This window comes from Amycolatopsis roodepoortensis (assembly GCF_014873915.1).
Lineage (GTDB): Bacteria > Actinomycetota > Actinomycetes > Mycobacteriales > Pseudonocardiaceae > Amycolatopsis > Amycolatopsis roodepoortensis.
In genome coordinates this window covers 388,379-409,961 of sequence record NZ_JADBEJ010000005.1, presented here as the reverse complement: position 1 = coordinate 409,961, position 21,583 = coordinate 388,379, and the positions used below count along the sequence as shown (strand labels likewise).

30 protein-coding genes and 1 riboswitch are annotated in these 21,583 nt (G+C 69.3%); of the genes, 17 read left to right on the top strand and 13 right to left on the bottom strand.

Annotated features, from left to right (window positions below; all coding sequences use genetic code 11):
- Window positions 1-20: 20 nt before the first annotated feature.
- The 4 genes from H4W30_RS21480 to mrf are packed head-to-tail and all read right to left on the bottom strand — an operon-like array spanning window position 21 to window position 2,780.
- Complete coding sequence (locus H4W30_RS21480) at window positions 21-1,118, bottom strand: GTP-binding protein (RefSeq protein WP_192744491.1); 1,098 nt, start codon at window positions 1,116-1,118, stop codon at window positions 21-23.
- Entirely contained in the window at window positions 1,115-1,273 is a 159-nt protein-coding gene (gene rpmF, locus H4W30_RS21475; protein ID WP_005149940.1) for a 50S ribosomal protein L32, read from the bottom strand. Before rpmF ends, H4W30_RS21480 begins: the two co-directional genes overlap by 4 nt.
- A complete protein-coding gene (locus H4W30_RS21470) occupies window positions 1,273-1,530 on the bottom strand; it encodes a type B 50S ribosomal protein L31 (protein WP_016334055.1) in 258 nt (85 codons plus the stop codon). The genes rpmF and H4W30_RS21470 overlap by 1 nt, the downstream gene beginning before the upstream one ends.
- Window positions 1,527-2,780, bottom strand: a complete 1,254-nt coding sequence (mrf, locus tag H4W30_RS21465; protein WP_192744490.1) for a ribosome hibernation factor-recruiting GTPase MRF — start codon at window positions 2,778-2,780, stop codon at window positions 1,527-1,529. The genes H4W30_RS21470 and mrf overlap by 4 nt, the downstream gene beginning before the upstream one ends.
- 84 nt (window positions 2,781-2,864) lie before the next feature.
- On the opposite strand from mrf, the gene rpmB reads away from it, so the two are divergent.
- The 6 genes from rpmB (at window position 2,865) to cobA (ending at window position 5,563) form a co-directional block, all read left to right on the top strand.
- The gene (gene rpmB / locus H4W30_RS21460; RefSeq protein WP_005149951.1) at window positions 2,865-3,101 is read left to right on the top strand and encodes a 50S ribosomal protein L28; all 237 of its coding nucleotides are present in this window, start codon (window positions 2,865-2,867) and stop codon (window positions 3,099-3,101) included.
- Window positions 3,101-3,268 (top strand): 50S ribosomal protein L33, encoded by a 168-nt coding sequence (gene rpmG, locus H4W30_RS21455; RefSeq protein ID WP_192744489.1) that lies wholly within the window; start codon window positions 3,101-3,103, stop codon window positions 3,266-3,268. The genes rpmB and rpmG overlap by 1 nt, the downstream gene beginning before the upstream one ends.
- Window positions 3,268-3,573, top strand: coding sequence for a 30S ribosomal protein S14 (gene rpsN / locus H4W30_RS21450; RefSeq protein WP_034306410.1), 306 nt, complete (start codon window positions 3,268-3,270; stop codon window positions 3,571-3,573). The genes rpmG and rpsN overlap by 1 nt, the downstream gene beginning before the upstream one ends.
- Complete coding sequence (gene rpsR, locus H4W30_RS21445; RefSeq protein WP_192744488.1) at window positions 3,570-3,818, top strand: 30S ribosomal protein S18; 249 nt, start codon at window positions 3,570-3,572, stop codon at window positions 3,816-3,818. The genes rpsN and rpsR overlap by 4 nt, the downstream gene beginning before the upstream one ends.
- Before the next feature lie 65 nt (window positions 3,819-3,883).
- The gene (locus H4W30_RS21440) at window positions 3,884-4,291 is read left to right on the top strand and encodes an ankyrin repeat domain-containing protein (protein ID WP_192744487.1); all 408 of its coding nucleotides are present in this window, start codon (window positions 3,884-3,886) and stop codon (window positions 4,289-4,291) included.
- Between the two features lie 54 nt (window positions 4,292-4,345).
- Window positions 4,346-5,563 (top strand): uroporphyrinogen-III C-methyltransferase, encoded by a 1,218-nt coding sequence (gene cobA, locus H4W30_RS21435; protein ID WP_192744486.1) that lies wholly within the window; start codon window positions 4,346-4,348, stop codon window positions 5,561-5,563.
- On the opposite strand, the gene H4W30_RS21430 is transcribed toward cobA, so the two are convergent.
- Entirely contained in the window at window positions 5,551-6,105 is a 555-nt protein-coding gene (locus H4W30_RS21430; protein WP_192744485.1) for a GNAT family N-acetyltransferase, read from the bottom strand. The genes cobA and H4W30_RS21430 overlap by 13 nt on opposite strands.
- Complete coding sequence (locus H4W30_RS21425; protein ID WP_034306424.1) at window positions 6,095-6,982, bottom strand: alpha/beta fold hydrolase; 888 nt, start codon at window positions 6,980-6,982, stop codon at window positions 6,095-6,097. Before H4W30_RS21425 ends, H4W30_RS21430 begins: the two co-directional genes overlap by 11 nt.
- A 129-nt stretch (window positions 6,983-7,111) precedes the next feature.
- Between H4W30_RS21425 and H4W30_RS21420 the strand changes: the two genes are divergently transcribed.
- The 3 genes from H4W30_RS21420 (at window position 7,112) to H4W30_RS21410 (ending at window position 10,775) form a co-directional block, all read left to right on the top strand.
- Window positions 7,112-7,954, top strand: coding sequence for a crotonase/enoyl-CoA hydratase family protein (locus tag H4W30_RS21420; RefSeq protein ID WP_192744484.1), 843 nt, complete (start codon window positions 7,112-7,114; stop codon window positions 7,952-7,954).
- Between the two features lie 40 nt (window positions 7,955-7,994).
- Window positions 7,995-9,698, top strand: coding sequence for an AMP-binding protein (locus H4W30_RS21415; RefSeq protein ID WP_318780638.1), 1,704 nt, complete (start codon window positions 7,995-7,997; stop codon window positions 9,696-9,698).
- Window positions 9,699-10,016: 318 nt separating this feature from the next.
- Window positions 10,017-10,775: a D-Ala-D-Ala carboxypeptidase family metallohydrolase gene (locus H4W30_RS21410; RefSeq protein WP_192744483.1), complete on the top strand. Its 759-nt coding sequence runs from the start codon at window positions 10,017-10,019 to the stop codon at window positions 10,773-10,775.
- 1 nt (window position 10,776) lies between these two features.
- Here the strand turns inward: H4W30_RS21410 and H4W30_RS21405 are convergent, their stop codons facing one another.
- The 4 genes from H4W30_RS21405 to H4W30_RS21390 are packed head-to-tail and all read right to left on the bottom strand — an operon-like array spanning window position 10,777 to window position 14,541.
- Entirely contained in the window at window positions 10,777-11,409 is a 633-nt protein-coding gene (locus H4W30_RS21405; RefSeq protein ID WP_192744482.1) for an NUDIX hydrolase, read from the bottom strand.
- The gene (locus tag H4W30_RS21400; protein WP_192744481.1) at window positions 11,406-12,599 is read right to left on the bottom strand and encodes an adenylosuccinate synthetase; all 1,194 of its coding nucleotides are present in this window, start codon (window positions 12,597-12,599) and stop codon (window positions 11,406-11,408) included. The genes H4W30_RS21405 and H4W30_RS21400 overlap by 4 nt, the downstream gene beginning before the upstream one ends.
- A complete protein-coding gene (locus H4W30_RS21395) occupies window positions 12,596-13,570 on the bottom strand; it encodes a hypothetical protein (RefSeq protein ID WP_192744480.1) in 975 nt (324 codons plus the stop codon). The genes H4W30_RS21400 and H4W30_RS21395 overlap by 4 nt, the downstream gene beginning before the upstream one ends.
- A gap of 2 nt (window positions 13,571-13,572) precedes the next feature.
- Complete coding sequence (locus H4W30_RS21390; RefSeq protein ID WP_192744479.1) at window positions 13,573-14,541, bottom strand: adenylate cyclase; 969 nt, start codon at window positions 14,539-14,541, stop codon at window positions 13,573-13,575.
- A 110-nt stretch (window positions 14,542-14,651) separates the two neighbouring features.
- On the opposite strand from H4W30_RS21390, the gene H4W30_RS21385 reads away from it, so the two are divergent.
- Window positions 14,652-15,074, top strand: a complete 423-nt coding sequence (locus tag H4W30_RS21385; protein ID WP_225949808.1) for a hypothetical protein — start codon at window positions 14,652-14,654, stop codon at window positions 15,072-15,074.
- A 15-nt stretch (window positions 15,075-15,089) separates the two neighbouring features.
- Here H4W30_RS21385 and H4W30_RS21380 read toward each other — a convergent pair whose 3' ends face one another.
- Window positions 15,090-15,470 (bottom strand): hypothetical protein, encoded by a 381-nt coding sequence (locus tag H4W30_RS21380; RefSeq protein WP_192744478.1) that lies wholly within the window; start codon window positions 15,468-15,470, stop codon window positions 15,090-15,092.
- A 16-nt stretch (window positions 15,471-15,486) separates the two neighbouring features.
- Entirely contained in the window at window positions 15,487-16,005 is a 519-nt protein-coding gene (locus H4W30_RS43760; RefSeq protein WP_225949807.1) for a hypothetical protein, read from the bottom strand.
- Window positions 16,006-16,313: 308 nt separating this feature from the next.
- Between H4W30_RS43760 and H4W30_RS21370 the strand changes: the two genes are divergently transcribed.
- The 6 genes from H4W30_RS21370 to H4W30_RS21345 all read left to right on the top strand — a co-directional run bounded on the left by H4W30_RS21370 (window position 16,314) and on the right by H4W30_RS21345 (window position 19,696).
- Window positions 16,314-16,547 carry a hypothetical protein gene (locus H4W30_RS21370; RefSeq protein ID WP_192744477.1) on the top strand — a complete coding sequence of 78 codons (234 nt, stop codon included), beginning with the start codon at window positions 16,314-16,316 and terminating at the stop codon, window positions 16,545-16,547.
- A 37-nt stretch (window positions 16,548-16,584) separates the two neighbouring features.
- A complete protein-coding gene (locus H4W30_RS21365; protein ID WP_378233321.1) occupies window positions 16,585-17,196 on the top strand; it encodes a CDP-alcohol phosphatidyltransferase family protein in 612 nt (203 codons plus the stop codon).
- Window positions 17,197-17,259: 63 nt separating this feature from the next.
- Entirely contained in the window at window positions 17,260-17,643 is a 384-nt protein-coding gene (gene gcvH / locus H4W30_RS21360; RefSeq protein WP_192744476.1) for a glycine cleavage system protein GcvH, read from the top strand.
- Window positions 17,644-17,767: 124 nt separating this feature from the next.
- The gene (gene garA, locus H4W30_RS21355; RefSeq protein ID WP_005150023.1) at window positions 17,768-18,235 is read left to right on the top strand and encodes a glycogen accumulation regulator GarA; all 468 of its coding nucleotides are present in this window, start codon (window positions 17,768-17,770) and stop codon (window positions 18,233-18,235) included.
- Complete coding sequence (gene ftsR, locus H4W30_RS21350; protein ID WP_192744475.1) at window positions 18,232-19,002, top strand: transcriptional regulator FtsR; 771 nt, start codon at window positions 18,232-18,234, stop codon at window positions 19,000-19,002. The genes garA and ftsR overlap by 4 nt, the downstream gene beginning before the upstream one ends.
- A 220-nt stretch (window positions 19,003-19,222) precedes the next feature.
- Entirely contained in the window at window positions 19,223-19,696 is a 474-nt protein-coding gene (locus H4W30_RS21345; protein ID WP_005150031.1) for a bifunctional nuclease family protein, read from the top strand.
- Window positions 19,697-19,774: 78 nt separating this feature from the next.
- Here H4W30_RS21345 and H4W30_RS21340 read toward each other — a convergent pair whose 3' ends face one another.
- Window positions 19,775-20,389, bottom strand: a complete 615-nt coding sequence (locus H4W30_RS21340) for a TetR/AcrR family transcriptional regulator (protein ID WP_192746744.1) — start codon at window positions 20,387-20,389, stop codon at window positions 19,775-19,777.
- Window positions 20,390-20,686: 297 nt separating this feature from the next.
- Between H4W30_RS21340 and H4W30_RS21335 the strand changes: the two genes are divergently transcribed.
- The gene (locus H4W30_RS21335) at window positions 20,687-21,268 is read left to right on the top strand and encodes a MerR family transcriptional regulator (protein ID WP_005150040.1); all 582 of its coding nucleotides are present in this window, start codon (window positions 20,687-20,689) and stop codon (window positions 21,266-21,268) included.
- A gap of 46 nt (window positions 21,269-21,314) precedes the next feature.
- A riboswitch (glycine riboswitch) is annotated at window positions 21,315-21,416 on the top strand.
- The last annotated feature ends 167 nt before the right edge of the window (window positions 21,417-21,583 follow it).

The window sequence follows — 21,583 nt, the reverse complement described above, 5'->3', positions numbered from 1 at the left end:
CCACTCACGAGGCGTACTGCTCAGTGGACGTGCACCGCTTCCCATTCCGGGAACGGATCCGCCCCGGCGGGACCGGCGGCCAGGCAGGCCCGGAGCGAGTCCAGCAGAGCGTCCTTCTCCAGACCCACGCCGATGAACACGAGCTCCTGCCGCGGCGCCTCTTCGACACCCTGCGGCTCGAACCGGGCGACCGAGCCCGCCTGCGACCACAGCCCGGTCACCCCGGGCCGCGACGCCAGCGAGAAGAACCCCTTCGACCGCAGGACCGTCCCGAACTCCCCGGTGTCGAGCCGCTCGACGAAGTCCCACAATCGCTCGGCGTCGAACGCCGGCGAGGCGCGGAAGACGACGCTGGAGATCCCGTACTCCTCCGTCTCCGGAACATGATCGCCGTTGAGCTCCGCCACCCAGCCGGGTGCCTCCTGCGCCCGCTCGACGTCGTAGCGTCCGGTGCCGAGCACCCGGTCGAGCGGGACCCGGCCGTGCGTCGAGACGACGACGTCGGCGGCCGGGTTGAGCCGCCGCAGTACCGCCGTCAGCCGGTCGAGGGAGCCGGCCGGGACCAGGTCCGCCTTGTTCAGCAAGAGGACGTCCGCGAACTCGATCTGGTCCATCAGCAGGTCGCTGACCGTCCGCTCGTCCCCGTCGTACTGGTCGAGCCCGCGTTCGGTCAGCGCGTCCCCGGCCGCCAGCTCCCGCTCGAAGTTCACCGCGTCGACCACGGTCACCATCGTGTCGAGCCGCGCGGCATCCAGCAGCGTGGCGCCGTCCTCACGGGCGAACGAGAACGTCGCCGCCACGGGCATCGGCTCGGAGATCCCGCTGGATTCGATGAGCAGGTAATCGAACCGGCCGTCCTCACACAGCCGCGAGACCTCTTCCAGCAGGTCGTCGCGCAAGGTGCAGCAGATACAGCCGTTGGTCATCTCGACGAGCCGTTCCTCGGTGCGGGACAGGCTGTTCCCGTCCCGCACCAGCGCTGCGTCGATGTTGACCTCGCTCATGTCGTTCACGATCACCGCCACCCGCAGCCCGTCGCGGTTGGCGAGGACGTGGTTGAGCACGGTCGTCTTACCCGCCCCGAGGAACCCGGACAGCACCGTGACCGGCGTCGTCATTCCCCACCCTGGTGGAAGTGTTTCATCAGCTTGCGCGGCACGAGTTTCGTCTCGCCGTTCACCTTGATCGGCACCAGATCCGGTACGGCCGCCTTCCACTGCGAACGCCGGGACCGGGTGTTGCTGCGCGACATCTTCCGCTTCGGGACGGCCATTACTTCGACCCTCCGCGACGGCCGTAGCGGCGGTGGAACTTCTCGACCTGGCCCGCGCTGTCCATGATCCGCTGGTTGCCGGTCCAGAACGGGTGCGACCACGAGCTGATCTCGACGTTCACCAGCGGGTAGGTGTTGCCGTCGGTCCACTCGATGGTCTGCTCCGAGGTGGCGGTGGAGCGGGTCAGGAAGGCGTCCCCGGTGGAGAGGTCCTTGAACACCACCGGGTGGTAGTCGGGGTGGATTCCCGGTTTCACTGCGTTTCGTCCTTTCGGTTCGACGCGTTCACGTCGTGCTTCTCAGGGTCGATTTCCGTGTCCTCGCACGGTTCTTCGTGCCACTCGCCGAACGGATCCGGGTACCGGAGCCATTCCTGCTCGCCGGCGGCGAGTTCCTCCTCGGTCAGCAGCGCCCCGTTCAAGGCGGCTTCGATCTCGTCCGGGGTGGCCTGATCCGTGACGACGACCAGTTCCTGCGCGCGGTCGCCGAACAGCGGGTCCCAGCGCAGGGAGGCGAGGGTGCGGCGTTCGGGGGAGACGTCGGCCCAGTCCGGACCGTCCGGGGCGGCGAGCCACGGCCCGGCGTGCCCGACGCCGAGGCCGCCGCCCGCGGATTCGATCCACAGTGCCATGTCGGGCTGGCTCGCCACCCAGAGCCGCCCCCGGGTGCGGACGACGCCGTCGAGCAGGACGTCGATCGCGTCGTGGAGGCGTTCGGGGTGGAACGGGCGCTGCGAGGTGAAGGTGAGCAGCCCGATCCCGCAGTCGGTGTGCAACGGCGGCTGGCCGCGCAGCAGGGGGCCGTGCATGTCGGTGACCTCGCCGCGCCGGGCGTCGGCCGGGACGGCGTCGAGCACGGTCTTCCCGTCCACAGTGGACAGCTCGACGCGCGGGATCGACGGCGCGACGCGGTCGAGCACGGCCGAAGCCTTCGCCGCGGACCAGGCGTCGGTCGCCGCGCCGGCGAGGACGAGCAGGTCGGCGAATTCGACCTGGGACAGCGCGACCTGGGCGACGGTGCGCTCGTCCTCGGGGCTGGCCCGCAGGTTCCGCTCGGCCAAGGTGTCGTCGCCGGTGCTGTCGCCCAGCCAGCCCGCGCAGTCGACGACCGTCAGCACGGCCCGCAGGTCGACGTCCTCGATCACCGGCCGCTCGCCGACGAGGACGTTGTGCAGCGCCCAGCTCACCGGCTCGGGCTCCATCGCCTCGTCGAGCCGCACCACGATGCGCCGCACCTGCGGCATCTGGGAGAGCTTGCGCAGCAGCGGCAGCAGGTCTTCGCGCAACGTGCACGAGACGCAGCCGTGCGCCAGTTCGAGGACGGTCAGCTGGTCGCGGTCGCCGAGCCGGATCCGCCGCCTGACCACTCCGGAGTGGATCTGCCTCAGGTCGTGATGCACGACGGCGGTACCCGGCTCGGCGAGGCGCAGCCGCTCGGCGAGGTCGGCGTTCGGTCCCGGTGCGAGGCCACTGATCAGGACGAGGGGCACGCGGGGGTTGTCGGTCACTGAAGCTCCGGGGCGTCGAGGGCGTTCTGGTTCGGCTGTGTAGAGTAAATGAAAACGACAACCGATATCAACTTGGGAGGGTGTATGTCCGCCGTGTGCCAGGTCACCGGCCGCAAACCGGGATACGGGAAGCAGGTGTCGCATTCGCATCGGCGCACGTCCCGGCGCTGGGAACCGAACCTGCAGGCCAAGCGGTACTTCGTGCCGAGCGAGGGGCGCTGGGTCCGGCTGCGGGTCTCGGTGAAGGGCATGAAGACCATCGACAAGCGGGGGATCGAGGCCGTCGTGGCCGAGCTCCGCGCGAAAGGGGTGAAGCTCTGATGGCCAAGAGCACCGACATCCGGCCGATCATCAAGCTCCGCTCGACCGCCGGCACCGGCTACACCTACGTCACCAAGAAGAACCGCCGGAACAACCCCGACCGCATGGTGCTGCGCAAGTACGACCCGATCGCGCGCAAGCACGTCGAGTTCAAGGAGGAGCGCTGATGGCCAAGAAGTCGAAGATCGCCAAGAACGAGCAGCGCAAGGTCATCGCCGCCCGCTACGTCGAACGACGGCGTGAGCTGAAGGCCACCATCGCCTCGCCCTCCGCGTCCCCCGAGGAGAAGGCCGCGGCCGTGTCGGCCCTGCAGGCGATGCCGCGCGACGCCAGCGCGACCAGGATCCGCAACCGCGACACCGCCGACGGCCGCCCCCGTGGCTACCTGCGGAAGTTCGGGCTCTCGCGGGTCCGCATGCGGCAGATGGCGCACAACGGCGAACTGCCCGGCGTCACGAAGTCGAGCTGGTGAGCGCGATGGGCAAGGCAGGCCGCGACCGTCCCTTCAAGCGCAAGACGAACCTCTTGCACGCCAACAAGATCACCGAGGTCGACTGGAAGGACGTCGACCTGCTGCGGAAGTTCATCTCCGACCGCGGCAAGATCCGCGCCCGCCGGGTCACCGGGCTGACGCCCCAGCAGCAGAAACAGGTCGCCACGGCGATCAAGAACGCCCGCGAGATGGCGTTGCTGCCCTACCCCAACGCGGGGCGCTGAGGTCACCGGTCCGGGCGGTGCGAGACGCCGCCCGGACCGCGGCTCGGCGTGGAAGAATCGGCCCCATGACGGAGAACCCCGGACAGCCCGAGGAATTCGATCCCGAACTGCTGGAGTTGTGGGCCAAGGTGTTCGGCTTCGCCCGCACGGGCGCGACGGCCGAGATCGCCGCGTACATCGACGCCGGCATTCCGGCGAACCTGACCAACGACCGGGGCGACACGCTGGTCATGCTCGCCGCCTACCACGGTCACGCCGAGACCGTCGCCGCGCTGATCGAACGCGGCGCCGATCCGAACCGCGAGAACGACCGGGGACAGAGCCCGCTGGCCGGCGCGGTGTTCAAGAACGAGCCTGAGGTCGTGAAGGCGCTCCTGAAGGGCGGCGCGGACGCGACGGCGGGGGAGCCGTCGGCGATCGACGCGGCCAGGATGTTCGGCAACACCGAACTGCTGGCGCTCCTGGAGAGCTGAGGCGGTTCTCACTCGGATCGCGGTCCGGGGCGCTGAATCCTTACACTGCCCCGCATGGATGACCCGCATTACCTCTCCGGCCTCGACCTGGCCGGCCGTCGTGTCGTGATGATCGGTGGCGGGACGGTCGCCCAGCGCCGCCTGCCACGGCTGATCAGCGCCGGCGCGCGGGTCGAACTGGTCTCGCCGCACACCACGCCGTCGGTGAGCGCCATGGCCGACGCAGGCGAGATCGTCTGGCACGAGCGCCGCTACGCCGAGGGCGACCTCGCCGACGCCTGGTACGCGCTCGCGTGCACGAACGATCCCAAGGTCAACGCCGCCGTGTGCGCCGAAGCCGAACGCGCGCGGGTGTTCTGCGTCCGCGCTGACGACGGGGATCTCGGCAGCGCGGTCACCCCGGCTTCCGGCAGGCACGGCGGGCTGCTGGTCGGCGTCCTCTCCGGCGGCGAGCCGCTGCGGTCGGCCACCGTCCGGGACAGCGTCCTCGACGGCCTTCGTGCCGGAACCGTCGCCGACGGCCGGGTACCCGACGCCGGCGACGAGCTTCCCGGTGTCGCCCTCGTGGGCGGCGGCCCCGGGGATCCGGAACTGATCACCGTCCGCGGCCGCCGTCTCCTCGCCAGGGCCGACGTCGTCGTCGCCGACCGGCTGGCCCCGCGCGAACTGCTCGACGAACTCGCGCCCCACGTCGAGATCGTCGACGCCGCGAAGATCCCGTACGGCCGCGCCGCCAGCCAGGACGTGATCAACTCCACCCTGATCGAGCGGGCCAAGGCGGGCAAGTTCGTCGTGCGGCTCAAGGGCGGCGACCCGTACTTGTTCGGCCGCGGCTTCGAAGAAGTCCTCGCCTGCGCCGAAGCGGGCATCCCGGTGACGATGGTCCCCGGGATCACGAGCGCGTTCTCCGTTCCCGCCGCGGCGGACGTCCCGGTGACCCATCGCGGTGTCGCGCACGAGGTCGTCGTGGTGTCCGGTCACGTCGCACCGGACGACGAGAAGTCGCTGGTGGACTGGGATCTGCTGGCGAAGATGCGCGGCACCATCGTGTTGATGATGGGCGTCGAGCGTCTCCCGCTGTTCGCCAAGGCGCTCCAGACGGGGCGGCCGGGCGACACGCCGGTGGCGATCGTCGAGGACGGCACCATGCGCACGCAGCGGGTGCTCCGCTCCACTTTGGACAAGGTGGTCGAAGACGCGGCGGCGGCCGGGGTGCGGCCGCCTGCGGTGATCGTGTTCGGTCCGGTGGCGGGGCTGGCTCAGCCCTCGTAGCCGGGGTCCGAGACGTAGAGCCAGTCGGTCCCGTCGTCGCCGGGGGTGTCGAGGTGTTCCGCGCGGACCAGCCCGGCCCGTAGCGCCACCCGCTGCGACGCGACGTTCTCCGGCCGGACGCGGGCGATCACGAGGTCGTCCGGCCGGTGGACGCGGGCCCAGTCCACCGCCGCGGCGGCGGCCTCACTGGCGTATCCGGCACCCCAGGACGAGGGAAAGAAGCGGTAGAAGAGGTTCAGCACCGGCCGCCGCCGGAAGCCCACGATCTTCACCCCGCAGAATCCCAGCGGTTCCGCCGAGTCGTGCCGCCGGACCGTCCAGTACCCGAAGCCGTATCGGTTCCACTGGTGCGACCAGCGGAGCAGCAGCAACTCCGCCTCCTTGCGCGTCTCCAGCAGATCCGAGGGGTTGTGCGCGCAGGCCTCCGGGTCGGTGTGGAGCGCGAAGATCGCGTCGAGGTCTTCAGGACCCGGGCGGCGCAGAAGCAGCCGCCCGGTCCGCAGTTCCTCCGCGTCGCGGACCGGCGCCGGGTCAGCGGTCATGACAGCGCGCGGAGAAGTCCGCGATGGCTTCGGTCAGGCGGGTCGGATCGAAGCGCAACTCGACCGGGCTGCGGGCCTGGACGAACTCGGCCGCCGGCATGTCCGCGGCCAGGGTGTCGGCGTCGCCGAAGGGATGGATCGGATCGCGCTCGTGCCCGATGACCAGCGCCGGTGTCTCGATCTTCCGCCGGATCGACTTGGGCGGCGCGATCCGGCCGAAGAGCACGCCGTGCAGGAGCGCGGCCATCGGCGCGGGCTCCTGCGACAGCGTGTCGGTGACGACGTCGACCCACTGGTTACCGTGCGGCACGAGCTTCGCCGCCAGCGCGACGCCCTGCACGGTCACCGGCAGGAACCGGGCGGCCATGAGCAGCGGCGCGAACGTGATCAGCCCCGCGACGATCGCGTTGTCCAGTACGGGCATCTCGACTACCAGGCCCAGCGCGCGCTCGGGGGCGGCGACACCCACTTCGAGCGCGACGTTGGCGCCCAGGGACGTCCCGCCGACGACAGCCGCGTCGATCTCCAGGTGGTCGAGCAGCGCGACGGTCTGCTCGGCGAACGCGGGCATCGAGTACAGCCAGGATTCGGTGGGCCGGTCCGAATCGCCGTGCCCGAGCAGGTCGAGGGTCACCACGCGGAAACCGGCGCGCGCCAGCCTGCGGGCGAGCGGGGCGTGCATCCGCCTCGTCAGCATGATGCCGTGGGTGAGGACGACCACCCGGTCGCCGGAGCCGAACTCGGTGTAGGCGAGCCGGTGACCCTCATGGGTGAAGGATCCCGACAGTTCGATCGGCCGGGAAGATCGTTCGCGCCCGCGCGCGGTGCTCGGAGCGGGCAGGTCGGCGACCGCGGTGGCGCTGCTGGCCGGGCTCATATCCCACCGTCCCTTCGTCGATCGTCGGTACTCACCGGTAGTACTCGTCGGTATTAGGAAAGCATCTCCGGGGCGGCCAGGCACAGTGGCCGTTGGCAGCCTGTCAATCACATGAGTCAAGATGACCTCATGACCGCTACAGCTGACAGTCTTCCCGATCTCGTTTCGCTCAAGGTGGAGATCGACGGGCACGTCGCCGAAGTGACGCTGCTCGGTCCGTCCAAGGGCAACGCGATGGGCCCCGATTTCTGGCGCGAGCTGCCGATCGTCTTCCGGGCGCTCGACGCGGACCCGCAGGTCAGGGCGGTCGTGCTGACCGGGAGCGGCAAGCACTTCTCCTACGGGCTCGATCTGCCGGCCATGATGCCCGGCTGGGGCGAAATGCTCGGCGGCGACGCCCTCGCGGGCCCGCGGACGAAGTTCCTCGACGAGGTCAGGACCCTCCAGGCGAGCGTGTCCTCGATCGCGGAATGCCGCAAACCGGTCATCGCGGCCATTTCCGGCTGGTGCATCGGCGGCGGCGTCGACGTGATCGCGGCCGCGGACATCCGCCTGGCGAGCGCGGACGCGAAGTTCAGCGTGCGCGAGGTCAAGGTCGCGATCGTGGCCGACCTCGGCAGCTTGCAGCGGCTCGCGCCGATCATCGGCGAGGGACACCTGCGCGAACTGGCCCTCACCGGCAAGGACATCGACGCCGCCCGCGCCGAGAAGATCGGCCTGGTCAACGACGTCCACGCGGATCAGGACACCCTGCTGGCCGAAGCCCGCAAGCTGGCGGCCGAGATCGCCACGAACCCGCCGCTCGTCGTGCAGGGCACCAAGAACGTGCTCTCGGCCAACACGGAACGCCAGGTCGCGGACGGCCTGCGCTACGTGTCGGCCTGGAACGCGGCGTTCCTGCCCAGCAAGGACCTCGGCGAGGCCGTGCAGGCCTTCCTCGAGCGCCGCGCGCCCGAGTTCAAGGGAGAGTAGAAAGAACCGGCGGCCCTACCAGCGGACCAGGAGGACGATCGTGAGCGCTTCGGAGGCATACCGCACGTTCCGCGAGGCACGGGACTACCTGCTAGCCCATCGCGAGGACTACGAAACCGCCTATCGCGACTTCACCTGGCCCCGGCCCGCCGAGTTCAACTGGGCGCTGGACTGGTTCGACGTCGTCGCGGCCGACCCGGCCAACCAGGACCGGTACGCGCTGTGGATCGTCGAAGAGGACGGCATCGAGAACCGCTGGACCTATCCGGAGATGGCGCGGCGGTCCAACCAGGTCGCGAACTGGCTGCGCTCGCTCGGCGTGGCCAGGGGCGACCGGCTGATCCTGATGCTCGGCAACCAGGGCGAGCTGTGGCAGACGATCCTCGCCGCGATCAAACTGGGCGCCGTCATCATCCCGGCCTCGACCCTGCTCGGCCCGGCGGATCTCACCGACCGCGTCGAGCGGGGCGCGGCGAAACACGTCGTGATCCGGTCCGTCGACGCGCACAAGTTCGAGAACGTCGAAGGCGACTACACGCGCATCGCCGTCGGGGAGCCGGTCGAGGGCTGGCGGTCCTTTGTGGACGCCTACGAGGAACCGGACACCTTCACGCCCGATGGCCCGACGGCGGCGGAAGACCCGCTCCTGCTGTACTTCACCTCGGGGACCACCGCAAAACCGAAACTGGTGCAGCACACGCAGGTCTCGTACCCGGTCGGTCATCTGTCCACAATGTACTGGATCGGTCTGGAACCGGGCGACGTCCACCTCAACATCTCCTCGCCCGGCTGGGCGAAACACGCGTGGAGCAACGTCTTCGCGCCGTGGAACGCCGAGGCGACCGTGTTCCTGTACAACTACGCGCGGTTCGACGCGGTCTCCTTGATGGCGCAGATGGACCGATGCGGTATCACCAGCTTCTGCGCCCCGCCGACGGTGTGGCGGATGCTCATCCAAGCGGATCTGACCGTGCTGAAGACGCCGCCGCGCAAGGTGGTCGGCGCGGGTGAACCGCTCAACCCCGAAGTGATCGACCAGGTCGAAAAGGCTTGGGGCGTCACGATTCGCGACGGTTTCGGGCAGACGGAGAGCAGTGTCCAGATCGCCAACACGCCCGGGCAGGACGTCGTGCCGGGGTCGATGGGCCGCCCGCTGCCGGGCTTCACCGTGGCGCTCGTGGACCCCGTCACCGGCGAACGGGCGCAAGAGGGCGAGATCTGCCTCGACCTCGACAAGCGACCGGTCGGGCTGATGGCCGGATACGCCGACGACGAGGAACGTTCCGCCTCGGCCTTCGCGAACGGCTTCTACCACACCGGTGATGTCGGATCGATCGACGAACGCGGCTACATCACCTACGTGGGTCGCACGGACGACGTCTTCAAGGCGTCGGACTACCGGATCTCGCCGTTCGAGCTGGAAAGTGTCCTGCTAGAACACGAAGCGGTCGCCGAAGCCGCCGTCGTCCCCGCGCCCGACCCGATCCGGCTCGCGGTACCGAAGGCGTATGTCGTCCTGACGAACGGACATGAACCGACGGCCGACACCGCGGTGTCCATCCTGGCCTTCTGCCGTGAACATCTGGCCCCGTACAAGCGAATCCGCCGCTTGGAGTTCACCGAACTGCCGAAGACGATCTCCGGCAAGATCCGGCGCGTCGAACTGCGCGGACGGGAGAACGAGGCCGACGGCCGTCCGGCGGGGGAGTTCCGTGAGGAGGACTTCCCGCAGCTGAAGGGCTGACGGCCGGCCCCGAACGCCGAACTCGCGTGCTTGAGGGCGTAACTCGCGTGCTTGGAGGCGTAACTCGCGTGTTTGAGGGCGTAACTCACCCACCCGGTGTGTTACGCCTCCAATCACGCGAGTTACGCCTCCAGACACGCGAGTTGCGCCTCCAGACACGCGAGTCACGCCTCCGAACACACGCGAAGGACAGGGCCGTGTGGGTCGAACGACCCACAGCGCGGTAACCGGAACCGCGTTAGCATCCCGTGCAGTGAATCGTTGACAACCCGTGGGGGTCACGGGTCTCACCTTCCCTGCTTGAAAGGTGTTCCTGTCATGCGCATTCGTTTCCTCCTGCCGATGCTCGCCCTGGTGGCCGGGCTCGGTACCGCGGTGGCCGCTCCGGCCGCCGCCGATCCTGGCCCGGTGACGGCGGGCGAAGTCTCCGTCGCCGACGCCTGCTACTCCTGGGGACGCACGTTGTCCGAGGGCGCGTCCGGTGAGGACGTCCGGCAACTGCAGATCCGCGTCGCCGGTTACCCCGGTTACGGGGGCGTCCTCGCCATCGACGGCCAGTTCGGCGCGGGCACCAAGGCCGCGGTCACCCGTTTCCAGCAGGCGTACGGGCTGGCCGCGGACGGCATCGCCGGATCGGCCACGTTCAGCAAGCTCTACGCGTTGCAGGACGACGACTGCACGCCGGTCAACTTCACCTACGCGGAGCTGAACCGGTGCAACTCCGACTGGTCGGGCGGCAACGTCTCGGCCGCGACGGCGAAGGCCAACGCGCTGATCTCGATGTGGAAGCTGCAGGCGATGCGGCACGCCATGGGCGACCGGCCGATCGACGTCAACGGCGGTTTCCGCAGCGTCGCCTGCAACAACGCGGTCGGCGGCGCGACCAACAGCCGTCATCTCTACGGTGACGCCGTCGATCTCGGCGCCGGCTCACAGGGCTTCTGCGGGCTGGCCAAGCAGGCCCGCAACCACGGGTTCAGTGAGATCCTCGGACCGGGCTACCCCGGCCACAACGATCACACGCACGTGGCACACCGGTCGACGCGGTTCTGGTCAGCCCCGTCCTGCGGAATCTGAGTCACTCCCAGCGCCACAACGACGGCGGCCGTCCTCCCTTGGGGAGGGCGGCCGCGTGTTCTGTGGTGCGCCGCAGACCGGGGACCCGCTCCATGGTCCGGCCGAGGTTGGCCGGATAGGGGCGGTCCCCGGTCAGTGCTTCGGTGACGTCCAGCGCCTGCGCCGTCGTGAAGATCCGTCCCAGCAGCCCGGCGGTGAAGGCGACGTCCCGCCACAGCCGTTCGGCCAGCATCGGACGGCAGTCCGCCACGATCCGGTCGTGGTCGAACGCCAGCGGCGGGACTTCGTCCAGCGGGGCCCACACCACGTTCCCCGGCTCGTCGAGCGCGGGATCCACCGTGGCCCACAAGGCGATGGAGAGCGTGGGCCCGCGGGGATCACGGTTCGGCTCGTCGAAGGTGGCGAGCTGTCCCGTGGCCGAGACGGCGTCGGGCGAGAGGCCGAGTTTCCCGACCACCGCCCGATGTGCCGCCTCCCTCAGCCGTTCCCCGAGCCCGAGCAACACCCCGGGCAAGGCGAGTTCACCCGCGAACGGCTCGGCGGCTCGCGGCGCGATTCCCAGCAGCACTTTCCTGGTGCCGGGCGCGAACCGCACCACGAGCACGTCAACGGACACCGGCGTCGACTCGATCACGCGTTGATTGTCGACCTTGCTTCCGTGACCCGGTAACCGGCCCTGTCCGGACCGTACCCGGCGACGGCCACCGGCAGCTGCTCGCCGAACCACGCCAGCGGATCCGGCAGGTCGACGGCGGCGGAGCCGTCCTCGGGCACGACCTTCAGCCCGGTCGCGTCGAGATGGGTCACCGCGAGCGCGTCCACGCCGTCGCACGCCGCGATCGCGTAGTCGAGCAGGGCCGCGTCGAGATGACCCGCCCGCCACGCGCCCTGGAACTCGCCGGTTTCGTTGTGCGCCTCCGGAAAGCGGGCGAGCACGGCGGCGGACTCGGTCGGCAGCGGTCCCGCGCCGTGCCGGGTGAGATAGGTCCGCGTGACACCCAGGACGGCGTGCGGGCGTCCGGCCAGCAGTTCGCGGGCGTTGTGCGGCGTGGTGGTGGACCAGGTCGTATGCGGGTGGAATCCGTGGTACTGGTCGAGGAGAGCCCCCTGCGCTCCCTCGAAGACCAGCCGCCCGGAATCCGCCAGTCGTCCCGCTTCGTCCCCGTCGGTGATCCGTATGGCGTCCGCGAAATCGCGGTACAGCGCCACCAGTTCGTCCACGCCGTGCGGTGGCGTGGCGAGTGGGGCGTAGAACCGCGCGAGCGTGTCCAGCTTGCGCCGCAACACCGACGGTGTGGCGCAGTCCGCGACCGTGGGCGCTTCCCCCGGCGTCCCGATGACTTCCTGGTTTTCCACCACCTCGCCCGGCACGGCCCCCGCCAGCAGCGAATACCAGACGGTCTCACCGATACCCATGCCGCACGAACCGTGCCGGTTCGCGCCCCGGGCCGCCTCCCTTGCCCGGTTGGCGTGGATGTGGAACGGGGTCGTGAGCAGGGCCCGGCCGTCCACGCTCAGCAGCGACAACGGATTCCGGACGCCGACCGCTTCGAGCCGCCGCGCTTCCGCGGCCAGCGCGAACGGCTCGACAAGCACGAACCGTGAGAGGTGGGTGGGCACGCCGGCGAACGTGCCCGCCCCGAACTGGCTGAACGTGTGGTGCCGCCCGTCCACGACGACGTTGTGCGCGGCCTGCGCGCCGCCGTTGAAGCGGACCACGGCGGTGGTGGGCCGGGCGGCGCAGAGCGCGTCGACCACCGCGCCCTTGCCTTCGTCGCCGAAGCCGAGCCCGACCACCACCACGTGACCGTCCAGGAGAGTCATCGCAGCACCACGTCGCTCGGCCCGTCCGGCTCCGGCACGGCCGAGGTGACGACCGATTTGGTGCCCAGCTTCGCCAGCGCCTTGCCGACCGCCTTGCTTTCCGCGACCGAGCCGACGTCCGCGAGATCGGCGAGCGCCCGGTCGACGTCGACGACCCGCTCTTCCAGCCCGATGGTGGCCGCGATCAGTTCGCATACCGCGCCGGGATCGTCGAGCTTCAGGAAGTTCTGGCCCAGCAGATCGCTCCAGTGCTCGCCGATCTGCGGGTCGTTGTAGTACGACGACTGGTTCGGCAGCACGAAGTAGACGTGCCACTTGCGGGCCAGCTCCCGGTACACCGAGGCCGGGTCGATGTCCTCCCGCACGTCGTCCCCGATCACGCGGCGGATGTGGCGCGCCTCCAGCGCCGGCTTGTTCAGCTCGTCGCCGATGATGAACAGGTAGCCCTTGCGGCCGCGGTTCTGCCACGCGTCGGTCACGACGTGCCGGGCCATGAAGTAGGCGGCCAGTTCGTAGGACTCGCTCTTCTGCCCGCCGCCACCGCCTTCGAGGAAGATCGTGCGCAGCTGCTCGTCCATCCGGTTGTCCGATTCGAACTGCCCGACCTGCAAGGGAACCCGGTCGCTGTCGGCGTCGCCGATCGCGCCGAACATCACCTGCGGGTCGGCCAGGTACCCCCGGCGCTTCAGCAGGCCGTGCAGTTTGCCGAGCTTGCCCTGCATGACCCGCGGCACCCGGCGCATCGAGCCGGTGACGTCGAACAGCACCGCGATCGGCGTCGAATCGGTGTGGTCGGCCGAATCCCGGCATTCCCGGACCGCGTTCAGCGGGTCGAGCGCCGGTGCGACCTTCCAGTCTTTCGCGGGCTTGGAGCGCAGATCGGCGGTGTAGCCGAAGTCGTCCTCGCCCTTGGCCTTCCGGAAGGTCTTCGCGGCGGCGTAGGCGTTGTCGTCCCAGTGTCCGTGTCCCATGGTCAGGCTCCTGTCTCGGGGATGGTGAAGGGTCGGAAGGTGCGGGGGCCGTAGAGGTCGTCGAGCAGCGCGTCGTATTCGTCGAGCAGATCGGCGGCGTCGGGCCGTTGTGCGGGGTTGTCCTGTGTGCACCAAGTCGCGAACTCGCGCTGGCGGGTTTCGTCCGGTGCCAGCAGTTCCAGCATCATGCGGTGGAGCATGTGGACGTCGGTGGCGGCGGTCATCGGCAGTCCTTTGTGGACTTCCGGTGGGTAGTCGACGGAGTTGTCCGCCGCGAGCGGGAGGACACCGTCTTCGACGGCGAAGGACCAGCCGACGACGACGATGCCGTGCCGCTCCGGATGGACGAGCACGTTGTCCGCGGTGAGGTGGCCGTGGACGACCCCCGCGCGATGCGCGCCTGCCACGGCACGCAGGAGGCGACGGTGCATCCAGGCGTAGTCGCGGCCGTCGAGCCCGCCGGGGAAGGCTTTCCCGACATCGGCGAGGGTGACGAAACCGTCGACGAGCGGATCGAGGACGCTGAACGCGCGGTCGCCCCTGGCCACCGGACCCGAGGTGTCCAGCAGCCGCGGGTAGTAGGGGCGAAGCCACCGGTGCCGTTCCGTGAAGCCGTCGAGCGTGCGCAGGGCCGCCCATTCCGCGTGGATCAGCGGGTTGAGCGCCGGGTCGCGGACGAGTTTCACCAGGTGCGGCCCGGTGGCCCGGTACGTCGTCGCGATGCTGCCCACCGCGTGCGGCGTGGTGAGGGTGTACGCCGACGTCGCCGTGGTGACCGTCTGGCGCCGGGAGCGTTTCCAGTCGTCATGGAGCCGGTTGAGAGTGGCGGCGGCGCGGTGGGCGCGCTCGTCGCCGGGGTTGCGGTCGGGGTGGAGAACGGCCGCCAGTTCGCGGTAGCGATGGCGCGCGAACAGAGCGGCCGCGTCGACCGTGTTCTCGATCATCGTCACGGCGTCTTCGCTGGTGAGCATAGTTTGAGTCTAGACGACTCTTACCTATGACCGCAAGGGGGTGGGTACAAATCCCGTGTCACTCCGCGGCGGCGGCGAATAGCCTGAAGAGACCGAACGGAAGGACTTTCTTGTCAGGTGAACCGCGGAACGCCTGGATGCTGCTGGCCGCGATCCCGTTCGTCTTCCTGTTGTGGGTGACCGGGGGAGCCGTCGCCGAACGTGTCCGCGAACTGAACACCGGGGAGGACGTCACGGTCACCGACGTCTCCGGCTGCGTCGAGGACGGGCCGCCGATGAGCGGCCGGTTCCCCTATTGCTCGGCGTCGTGGCGATTCGACGACGGGCGCACCGGTCACGGGAGGATCGACGGCGAGAAGGTCGCGAAGGGCGACAGGATCTTCGCCGGCGACGGATTCGCCTACCTGTCGAGGTCCAACCGGGTCTTGAGCCTGGTGATGGTCGCGCTCGCCGGCTTGGTACTGCTGGGAATGCTGATCGGGCTCGGTGTCCTGTACCGGATGGACCGGGCCCGGCGGCGTCGCGGGAAATGACGCCGCCGGTCGTGCTCAGCTCCGGGTGGCGTCGATCTGCCGTTCGTCCTCGGTCGAACAGCTCGTCACCGGATCGTTCGGCCCGCTCCCGCAGGTCCAGGCGCCGACCACCACGGGGCCCGGCCCCTGCGGTGACGCCGCCTCGGCCGGGGTCAGCTTCGCGAAGTAGTCCGTGAGCACCTGTTTCGCCTCGGCGCAGTCTGCCTTCCCCCGGACGACGACCCTGTTCTTCGCGCCCTGGAACCCGGCGACCTCGCCGCAGGGCTTTCCGGCGAGGACCTGATCGGCCGTGGGTACGGGGGAGGGCGGCGGCGCGGCGGCGGGAGCGGGGTCCGCGCCGCATCCGCTCAGCAGGACGACGGCGAACGCGGCGGGCAGGACGGCGAAGCTCTTCATGGGCCCTTCATTCGGTTCATTCGACGGGGACGACGGCGGCGAACACGTTCTGGTCGCCCTTGCTGCAACTGGTTCCGCCCTGCGCGGCGGGGGCGCCGGAGACGCACAGCCAGCCGTCCACGGTCTCGCTGACCGGCTCGTCCGAGCCCGCGGACTGGCGTCCGGCGATCCTCTTGTGGAACGAATCGACGATCCCGGTCGCGTCCGCGCACGAGACCCCGGGGCCATTGAGCACCTGCAGGGTCAGCCCGCTGGCCGCGGTGACCGTTCCGCACGAACCCTGAACCGGTTCAGCGGGTTTCGGCTGGGAGGTGGGAACCGGTGCGGCGGACCGGCTCGGCGCGGTCTGCGACGGGATCGGCGGCACCGGCACGCTGGACACCGCGGTGGGAAGCGAGGGCGGCGAGGCCGACATCAAGGTGACAGGCGGTGGCGGATCTTCGCCCGAACAGGCGGCGAGCGTTCCGACGGCGGCACAGACGGCGCAGGCCGCGAACAGGCGCCGCCACGTTCCCATGGTGGTCGAGACGGGCAAGGCGATCCTTTCGTCGGCCGGTCGTGGCCGGCCCATTCTGACCCGGCCGGGCCCGATCCCGTGGCATTGAGCCACGTTCGATTCGCGGGAGGCTATCGCGCCACCGCCGCCGTGCTTCGCGAGGACCGCCCGGCGACTGTCCATTGTGGACGATTAACATGCCGTTCACAGCGCGACAACATCCTGCTGTCGTTGCGAACCGATCGGACGAATCCGGCGTGGAGCCGTTAACGCGCGGCCCCGTTCTGCCGAAAACAAAGGTAGCGCTCCGGCGTGTCCCAGTCCCCGTCACCGAAACCGTGAGAGTGATGAAGACCGACGAACAGACCGACCCCGCGTCAACCCAGGCCACCGCACCGGCGAGCGCGGAGCTGCCACCGACGGCACCGTGCACCGTCGTCTGGTGTGGTGGCCGCCCGTACGTCCTCGAGACCTCCGCCGGCCACAACCGCTGGATGGGCACCGACCACCGGGGCAGGCCCGTGGCGCTGACCAGCGCGGACCTGCAACGCCGCGGCTGGACCCACACCCGGGCCAGCTGACGCGGGAGGACCTGCCGCCGCTGGCTAGGCTGAGCGGGTGAGTACGCCCCCCGAACCGAGCGTGACCAGCGAAGAGCCTTCCCTGCTGCGGCAGGCCCTGAATGTCCCCAACATGCTTTCGATCCTCCGGCTCGCCGGGGTGCCGGTCTTCCTGTGGCTGCTGCTCGGCCCGAAGGAGGACGGCTGGGCGCTCGCGCTGCTCGTGTTCAGCGCGCTCACCGACTGGCTCGACGGCAAACTCGCCCGCTGGCTCAACCAGATGTCGCGGCTCGGCCAGCTGCTCGACCCCGCCGCCGACCGGCTCTACATCCTCGCCACCCTCATCGCCTTCCTGATCCGCGACATCATCCCGTGGTGGCTGGTGGTCCCGCTGGTCGTCCGCGAGGCCGTCCTCGGCGTCTGCGTGCTGCTGCTGCGGCACCGCGGGTTCGCCCCGCCGGAGGTCACCTACATCGGCAAGGGCGCCACCTTCGTGCTGATGTACGCCTTCCCGTTCCTGCTGCTCACCCAGGGCGGTTCCGACATCGCCGCGATCGCCCGGCCGATCGGCTACGCCTTCACGGCGTGGGGTGCGGTCCTGTACGTCTATTCGGGCGTGCTGTACATCGTCCAGACCGTGCGCGCCTTGCGGGAGGCGCCGGGCGCGTGACCCGGCGGGATGCGAAACTGCGCGCGTCGGTTTCGAGCGAGGGCATCAGAAAGGGGAGCGGCGTTGTCCACTCCAGAAGAACTGCGGTACACCGAGGAACACGAGTGGGTCTCCGTGCGCGACGGAGGGCTCGTGCGCGTGGGCATCACGGAGTACGCCCAGGACCAGCTCGGTGACGTGGTGTTCGTCGAACTGCCCGAGGTCGGCAAGCAGGTCGGTGCGGGCGACGCGTTCGGCGAGGTCGAGTCGACCAAGAGTGTTTCGGAGCTGTTCGCCCCGCTCGACGGCGAGGTGGTCGCGGTCAACGACGCGGTGACCGAGTCACCCGAGCTGATCAACAGCGACCCCTACGGCGAAGGCTGGCTGATCGAGCTCCGTCTCGACGACGCGAGCTCGGTGGAATCCCTGCTGGAGGCCGAGGCGTACCAGGCGCTGATCAAGGAATAGCCGCAGGCCGCGGCCCTTCGGGAAGAGTAGGGGGAGCCGCGGGCCGGAGATTCGATCAGGCACGGTACGTTTGACTCCACACGTTCTTGAGTAGTGGCAACACACATGCGTTAGGAGAGCTCAGGTGAGCACGAACGACGGGCCCGGCGTTCCCCCGGAGCAGTCTCCGGAGCGGACTTCTGTCTTCCGGGCCGACTTCCTGGCCGACGTCGAAGGCACCGAGGCTCCTCCGGCTGCCGAGGCCCCCGTCCAGGGTGTGGACGCGCTGCCCGCGGGTTCTGCGCTGCTGGTCGTCAAGCGGGGCCCGAACGCGGGTTCGCGCTTCCTGCTGGACCGCGACACCACCAGCGCGGGACGGCACCCGGACAGCGACATCTTCCTCGACGACGTCACGGTCTCCCGGCGCCACGCCGAGTTCCGCCGTGAGGGTGGCGAGTTCGTCGTCATCGACGTCGGCAGCCTCAACGGCACCTACGTCAACCGCGAGCCGGTCGACCAGGCCGTCCTCGCCGGTGGCGACGAGGTGCAGATCGGCAAGTTCCGCCTGGTCTTCCTGACCGGCCCGGGTCACGGGGGCCAGGGGGCACGGTGACGGCGGCCGGGCGGCCTGATCGGGATGCGTCGCAGCGCGATGGGTTGAGCATCGGGGCCGTGCTGGCACAGCTGCGCGGCGACTTCCCCGATGTCACCATCTCCAAGATCCGGTTCCTCGAGGCGGAGGGTCTGGTCCAGCCGGGCCGGACCCCGTCGGGGTACCGGCAGTTCGCTCCGGCGGACGTGGAGCGGTTGCGGTTCGTCCTGTCCGCCCAGCGGGATCACTACCTCCCGCTGAAGGTCATCAAGGAACAGCTGGACGCGGCGGATCAGGGCGCCGCGTCCGCCGAGCACACCGCGGCGATGCCGCGGCTGCCGCGGAAACTCGTGTCGCTCGACGCCCCCGGTGAGAACGGCGGACTGCCGTCCCCGGGGGATTTCGAGACCGACCGCGAGATCAGGCTGACCGAGGAAGATCTGCTCCGCCAGGCCGGGATCGACGCCGCCACCCTGGCTGAGCTGCGGCAATACGGTCTTGTCCGTCCGGGAGCGGCGGGGTTCTTCGACCCGGACGCCGTCCTCGTGGCGAAGACCGTGAAGGCGATGACCGAATTCGGTATCGAGCCGAGACATCTGCGTGCCTTCCGGGCCGCGGCCGACCGCGAGGTGGGCCTGCTGGAGCAGATCGTGACCCCGGTGTATCGGCATCGTGACGAGGACGCCCAGGCGAGGGGCGACGAGGTCGTCCGGGAGCTGGCCGCCTTGACCGTGGCGTTGCACACGCTCTTGGTGAAGGCCGGAATACGGGCTGTCACAGGCGGTTGAACGGCTTCGAGGAGCCGGGAGCCGTTGTGCGGCCACTTGTCAATGCCTGAATGTTCGGCACCCTATGCCGTACCGTGAGAGTTGGGTTTGCCACGGGCGAACCGAGAATGTCGGAGACAGCGAGCACAGCGCTCGGAAGACGGGTAGCGTCGGGACTGCCGTCGCTTGGTCGTCGAGACAAGCGTTGCAGCCCGTGCGCACGAGAGGGAGGCGAAGCCCGATGAGCGAGATGCGCGTCGTCGGCGTGCGGGTGGAGCTACCCGCGAATCAGCCGATCTTGTTGCTGCGGGAAACCGAAGGCGAGCGTTACCTGCCGATCTGGATCGGCTCGGTCGAGGCCACCGCCATCGCCTTGGAGCAGCAGGGAGTCCGCCCGGCCCGTCCGCTCACCCATGACCTGCTCAAGGAGGTCATCGGAGCGCTGGGCCGCGAGCTGGAGCAGGTCGTCATCACCGATCTGAAGGAAGGCACGTTCTTCGCGGAGCTGGTCTTCGACGGGGACATCCGGGTTTCGGCGCGTCCGAGCGATTCGGTGGCGCTGGCGCTGCGGGTCGGGGTGCCCATCCACGCCGTGGACGCGGTGCTGGAGGAAGCGGGTCTCATCATCCCCGACGAGCAGGAGGACGAGGTCGAGAAGTTCCGCGAGTTCCTCGACTCGGTCTCGCCGGAGGACTTCCGCGGCGCGGACACCTGATCCCGATAACTTGACCGAAGGGGCGGCGCCTGCTGGTGCCGCCCCTTCTTCATGCGCGTTTAGTCCTCTGAATGCGGATCAGGCCGCGGTCGCCTTGACGAACAGGTCCGCCAGCTCGCGCCCGTACCGCTCCAGGTCCAGCTTCGGATCCGCCGCGAACTTCGCCGCGACGCCGTCGATGGCCTGCGCGATCGACAACGCCATCACGTCCGCCGCGAAGCCGCCGAAAGCGCCTTCCTGCTGGCCCTGGCGTAGCTGACGTTCGAGCCGGCCGGTCCGGAACTCCTCGACCAGCGGCGCCGACATGAACCAGCCCTCGGCGTCCGAGCCGCTCGCGCCCATCTCGACCATGACCCGCACCAGTTCCGGGTACGAGCCCAGGAACGCGATCTCCGATTCGATGTAGCCGCGCAGCAGCCCGGGCCGGTCGGTGGTGCCCTGGATCCGCTCCTCCAGGAACTTGTCCTTCATCCCGGTCGCGGTGGTGACCACGGCCTGCATCAGGCCCGCCTTGTTGGTGAAGTGGTACGAGACGATCCGGGTGCTGGACAGCCCGGCCCGTTCCTTGATCTTCGCGAACGACGTCTTGTGATATCCGAGGTCGGAGATCGTCGCGATCGTCGCCCCGATGATCTGGGCCCGCCGGGCCGCCTCGGTGACCGACAGTCCCAGCTCCGCCTGGACCTCTTGCATGGCGCTCTGCGTGGAGGGAGTTACTTGCATGAGTAAAAAATAACACGACTGAGTAAAAGTGGCAACGGTGCAGCCGAACGGGGGACTGTGCTCGACAAGCCTCAAGAAGAGCTTGAGGTGGACCGCGCGTCGCGTTGACCGCTTTGCCGGACGCGCTTACCGTCAATGAAGGTGAATCGCCAAGGTGTGATTCGGATGTCTGGGGCATTCGTCTTGACGAGGAACTCCGGTGCGGGCTCACGTGGGTCCGCGCGGCTTTGTTCGCCGGCCGCCAGGTCGGGCGAGGGGAGGCATGGCGTGGTCGAGGCTGGTAGCCCTCAAGAGCCGCTCGTTCCGGTCGCTGACGGCGAGCAGGGCGAGCTGTTCCCCGACTCTTCCCTCCCGGACGAACTCGTCGGTTACCGCGGTCCCGCCGCCTGCCAGATCGCCGGGATCACCTACCGGCAGCTCGACTACTGGGCCCGCACGAAGCTGGTCGCGCCGAGCATCCGCACGGCGCACGGCTCCGGTTCGCAGCGGCTCTACTCGTTCAAGGACATCCTCGTCCTGAAGGTCGTCAAGCGGCTGCTGGACACCGGTGTCTCCCTGCAGAACATCCGCGTCGCCGTCGACCACCTGCGCCTGCGCGGCGTCCGCGACCTCGCCAAGGTCACCCTGTTCTCCGACGGCACCACCGTCTACGAGTGCACTTCGCCCGAAGAGATCGTCGATTTACTCCAGGGCGGGCAGGGTGTCTTCGGGATCGCGGTCAGCGGGGCGATGCAGGAGATCAGCGGCACCATCCACGAGTTCCCGGCCGAGCGGGCCGACGGCGGCGTGATCGAAACGGTCACACCGGACGAGCTCACGCAGCGCCGCAACGCCCGTCGCACCGGCTGATCATGAGGCCGCGGACGCGGCAGGGTAGGCTCACTTCCGCGGTCGACGAATCCGCGCGGGAGAGACCGAGCCGATAACCGTTGAGCTCGGCGCCGAAGGAGCAAGTCCTCCCCGGAACCTCTCAGGCACCCTGGACCGCGCGGAAGAGACGCCTCTGGAAAGTGGTTCGCCAGGTCACAGCCTGGCGGCCCCGCCGACGGTGCAAGCCCGGCTCAACACTCGGGCGAAACTCTCAGGCGCCCCCACGGGGGTACGGACAGAGTGGGGAGGGCCAGGACAATCGTCCCGGCCCCACCCCCGCGTCTTGGGAGGTCC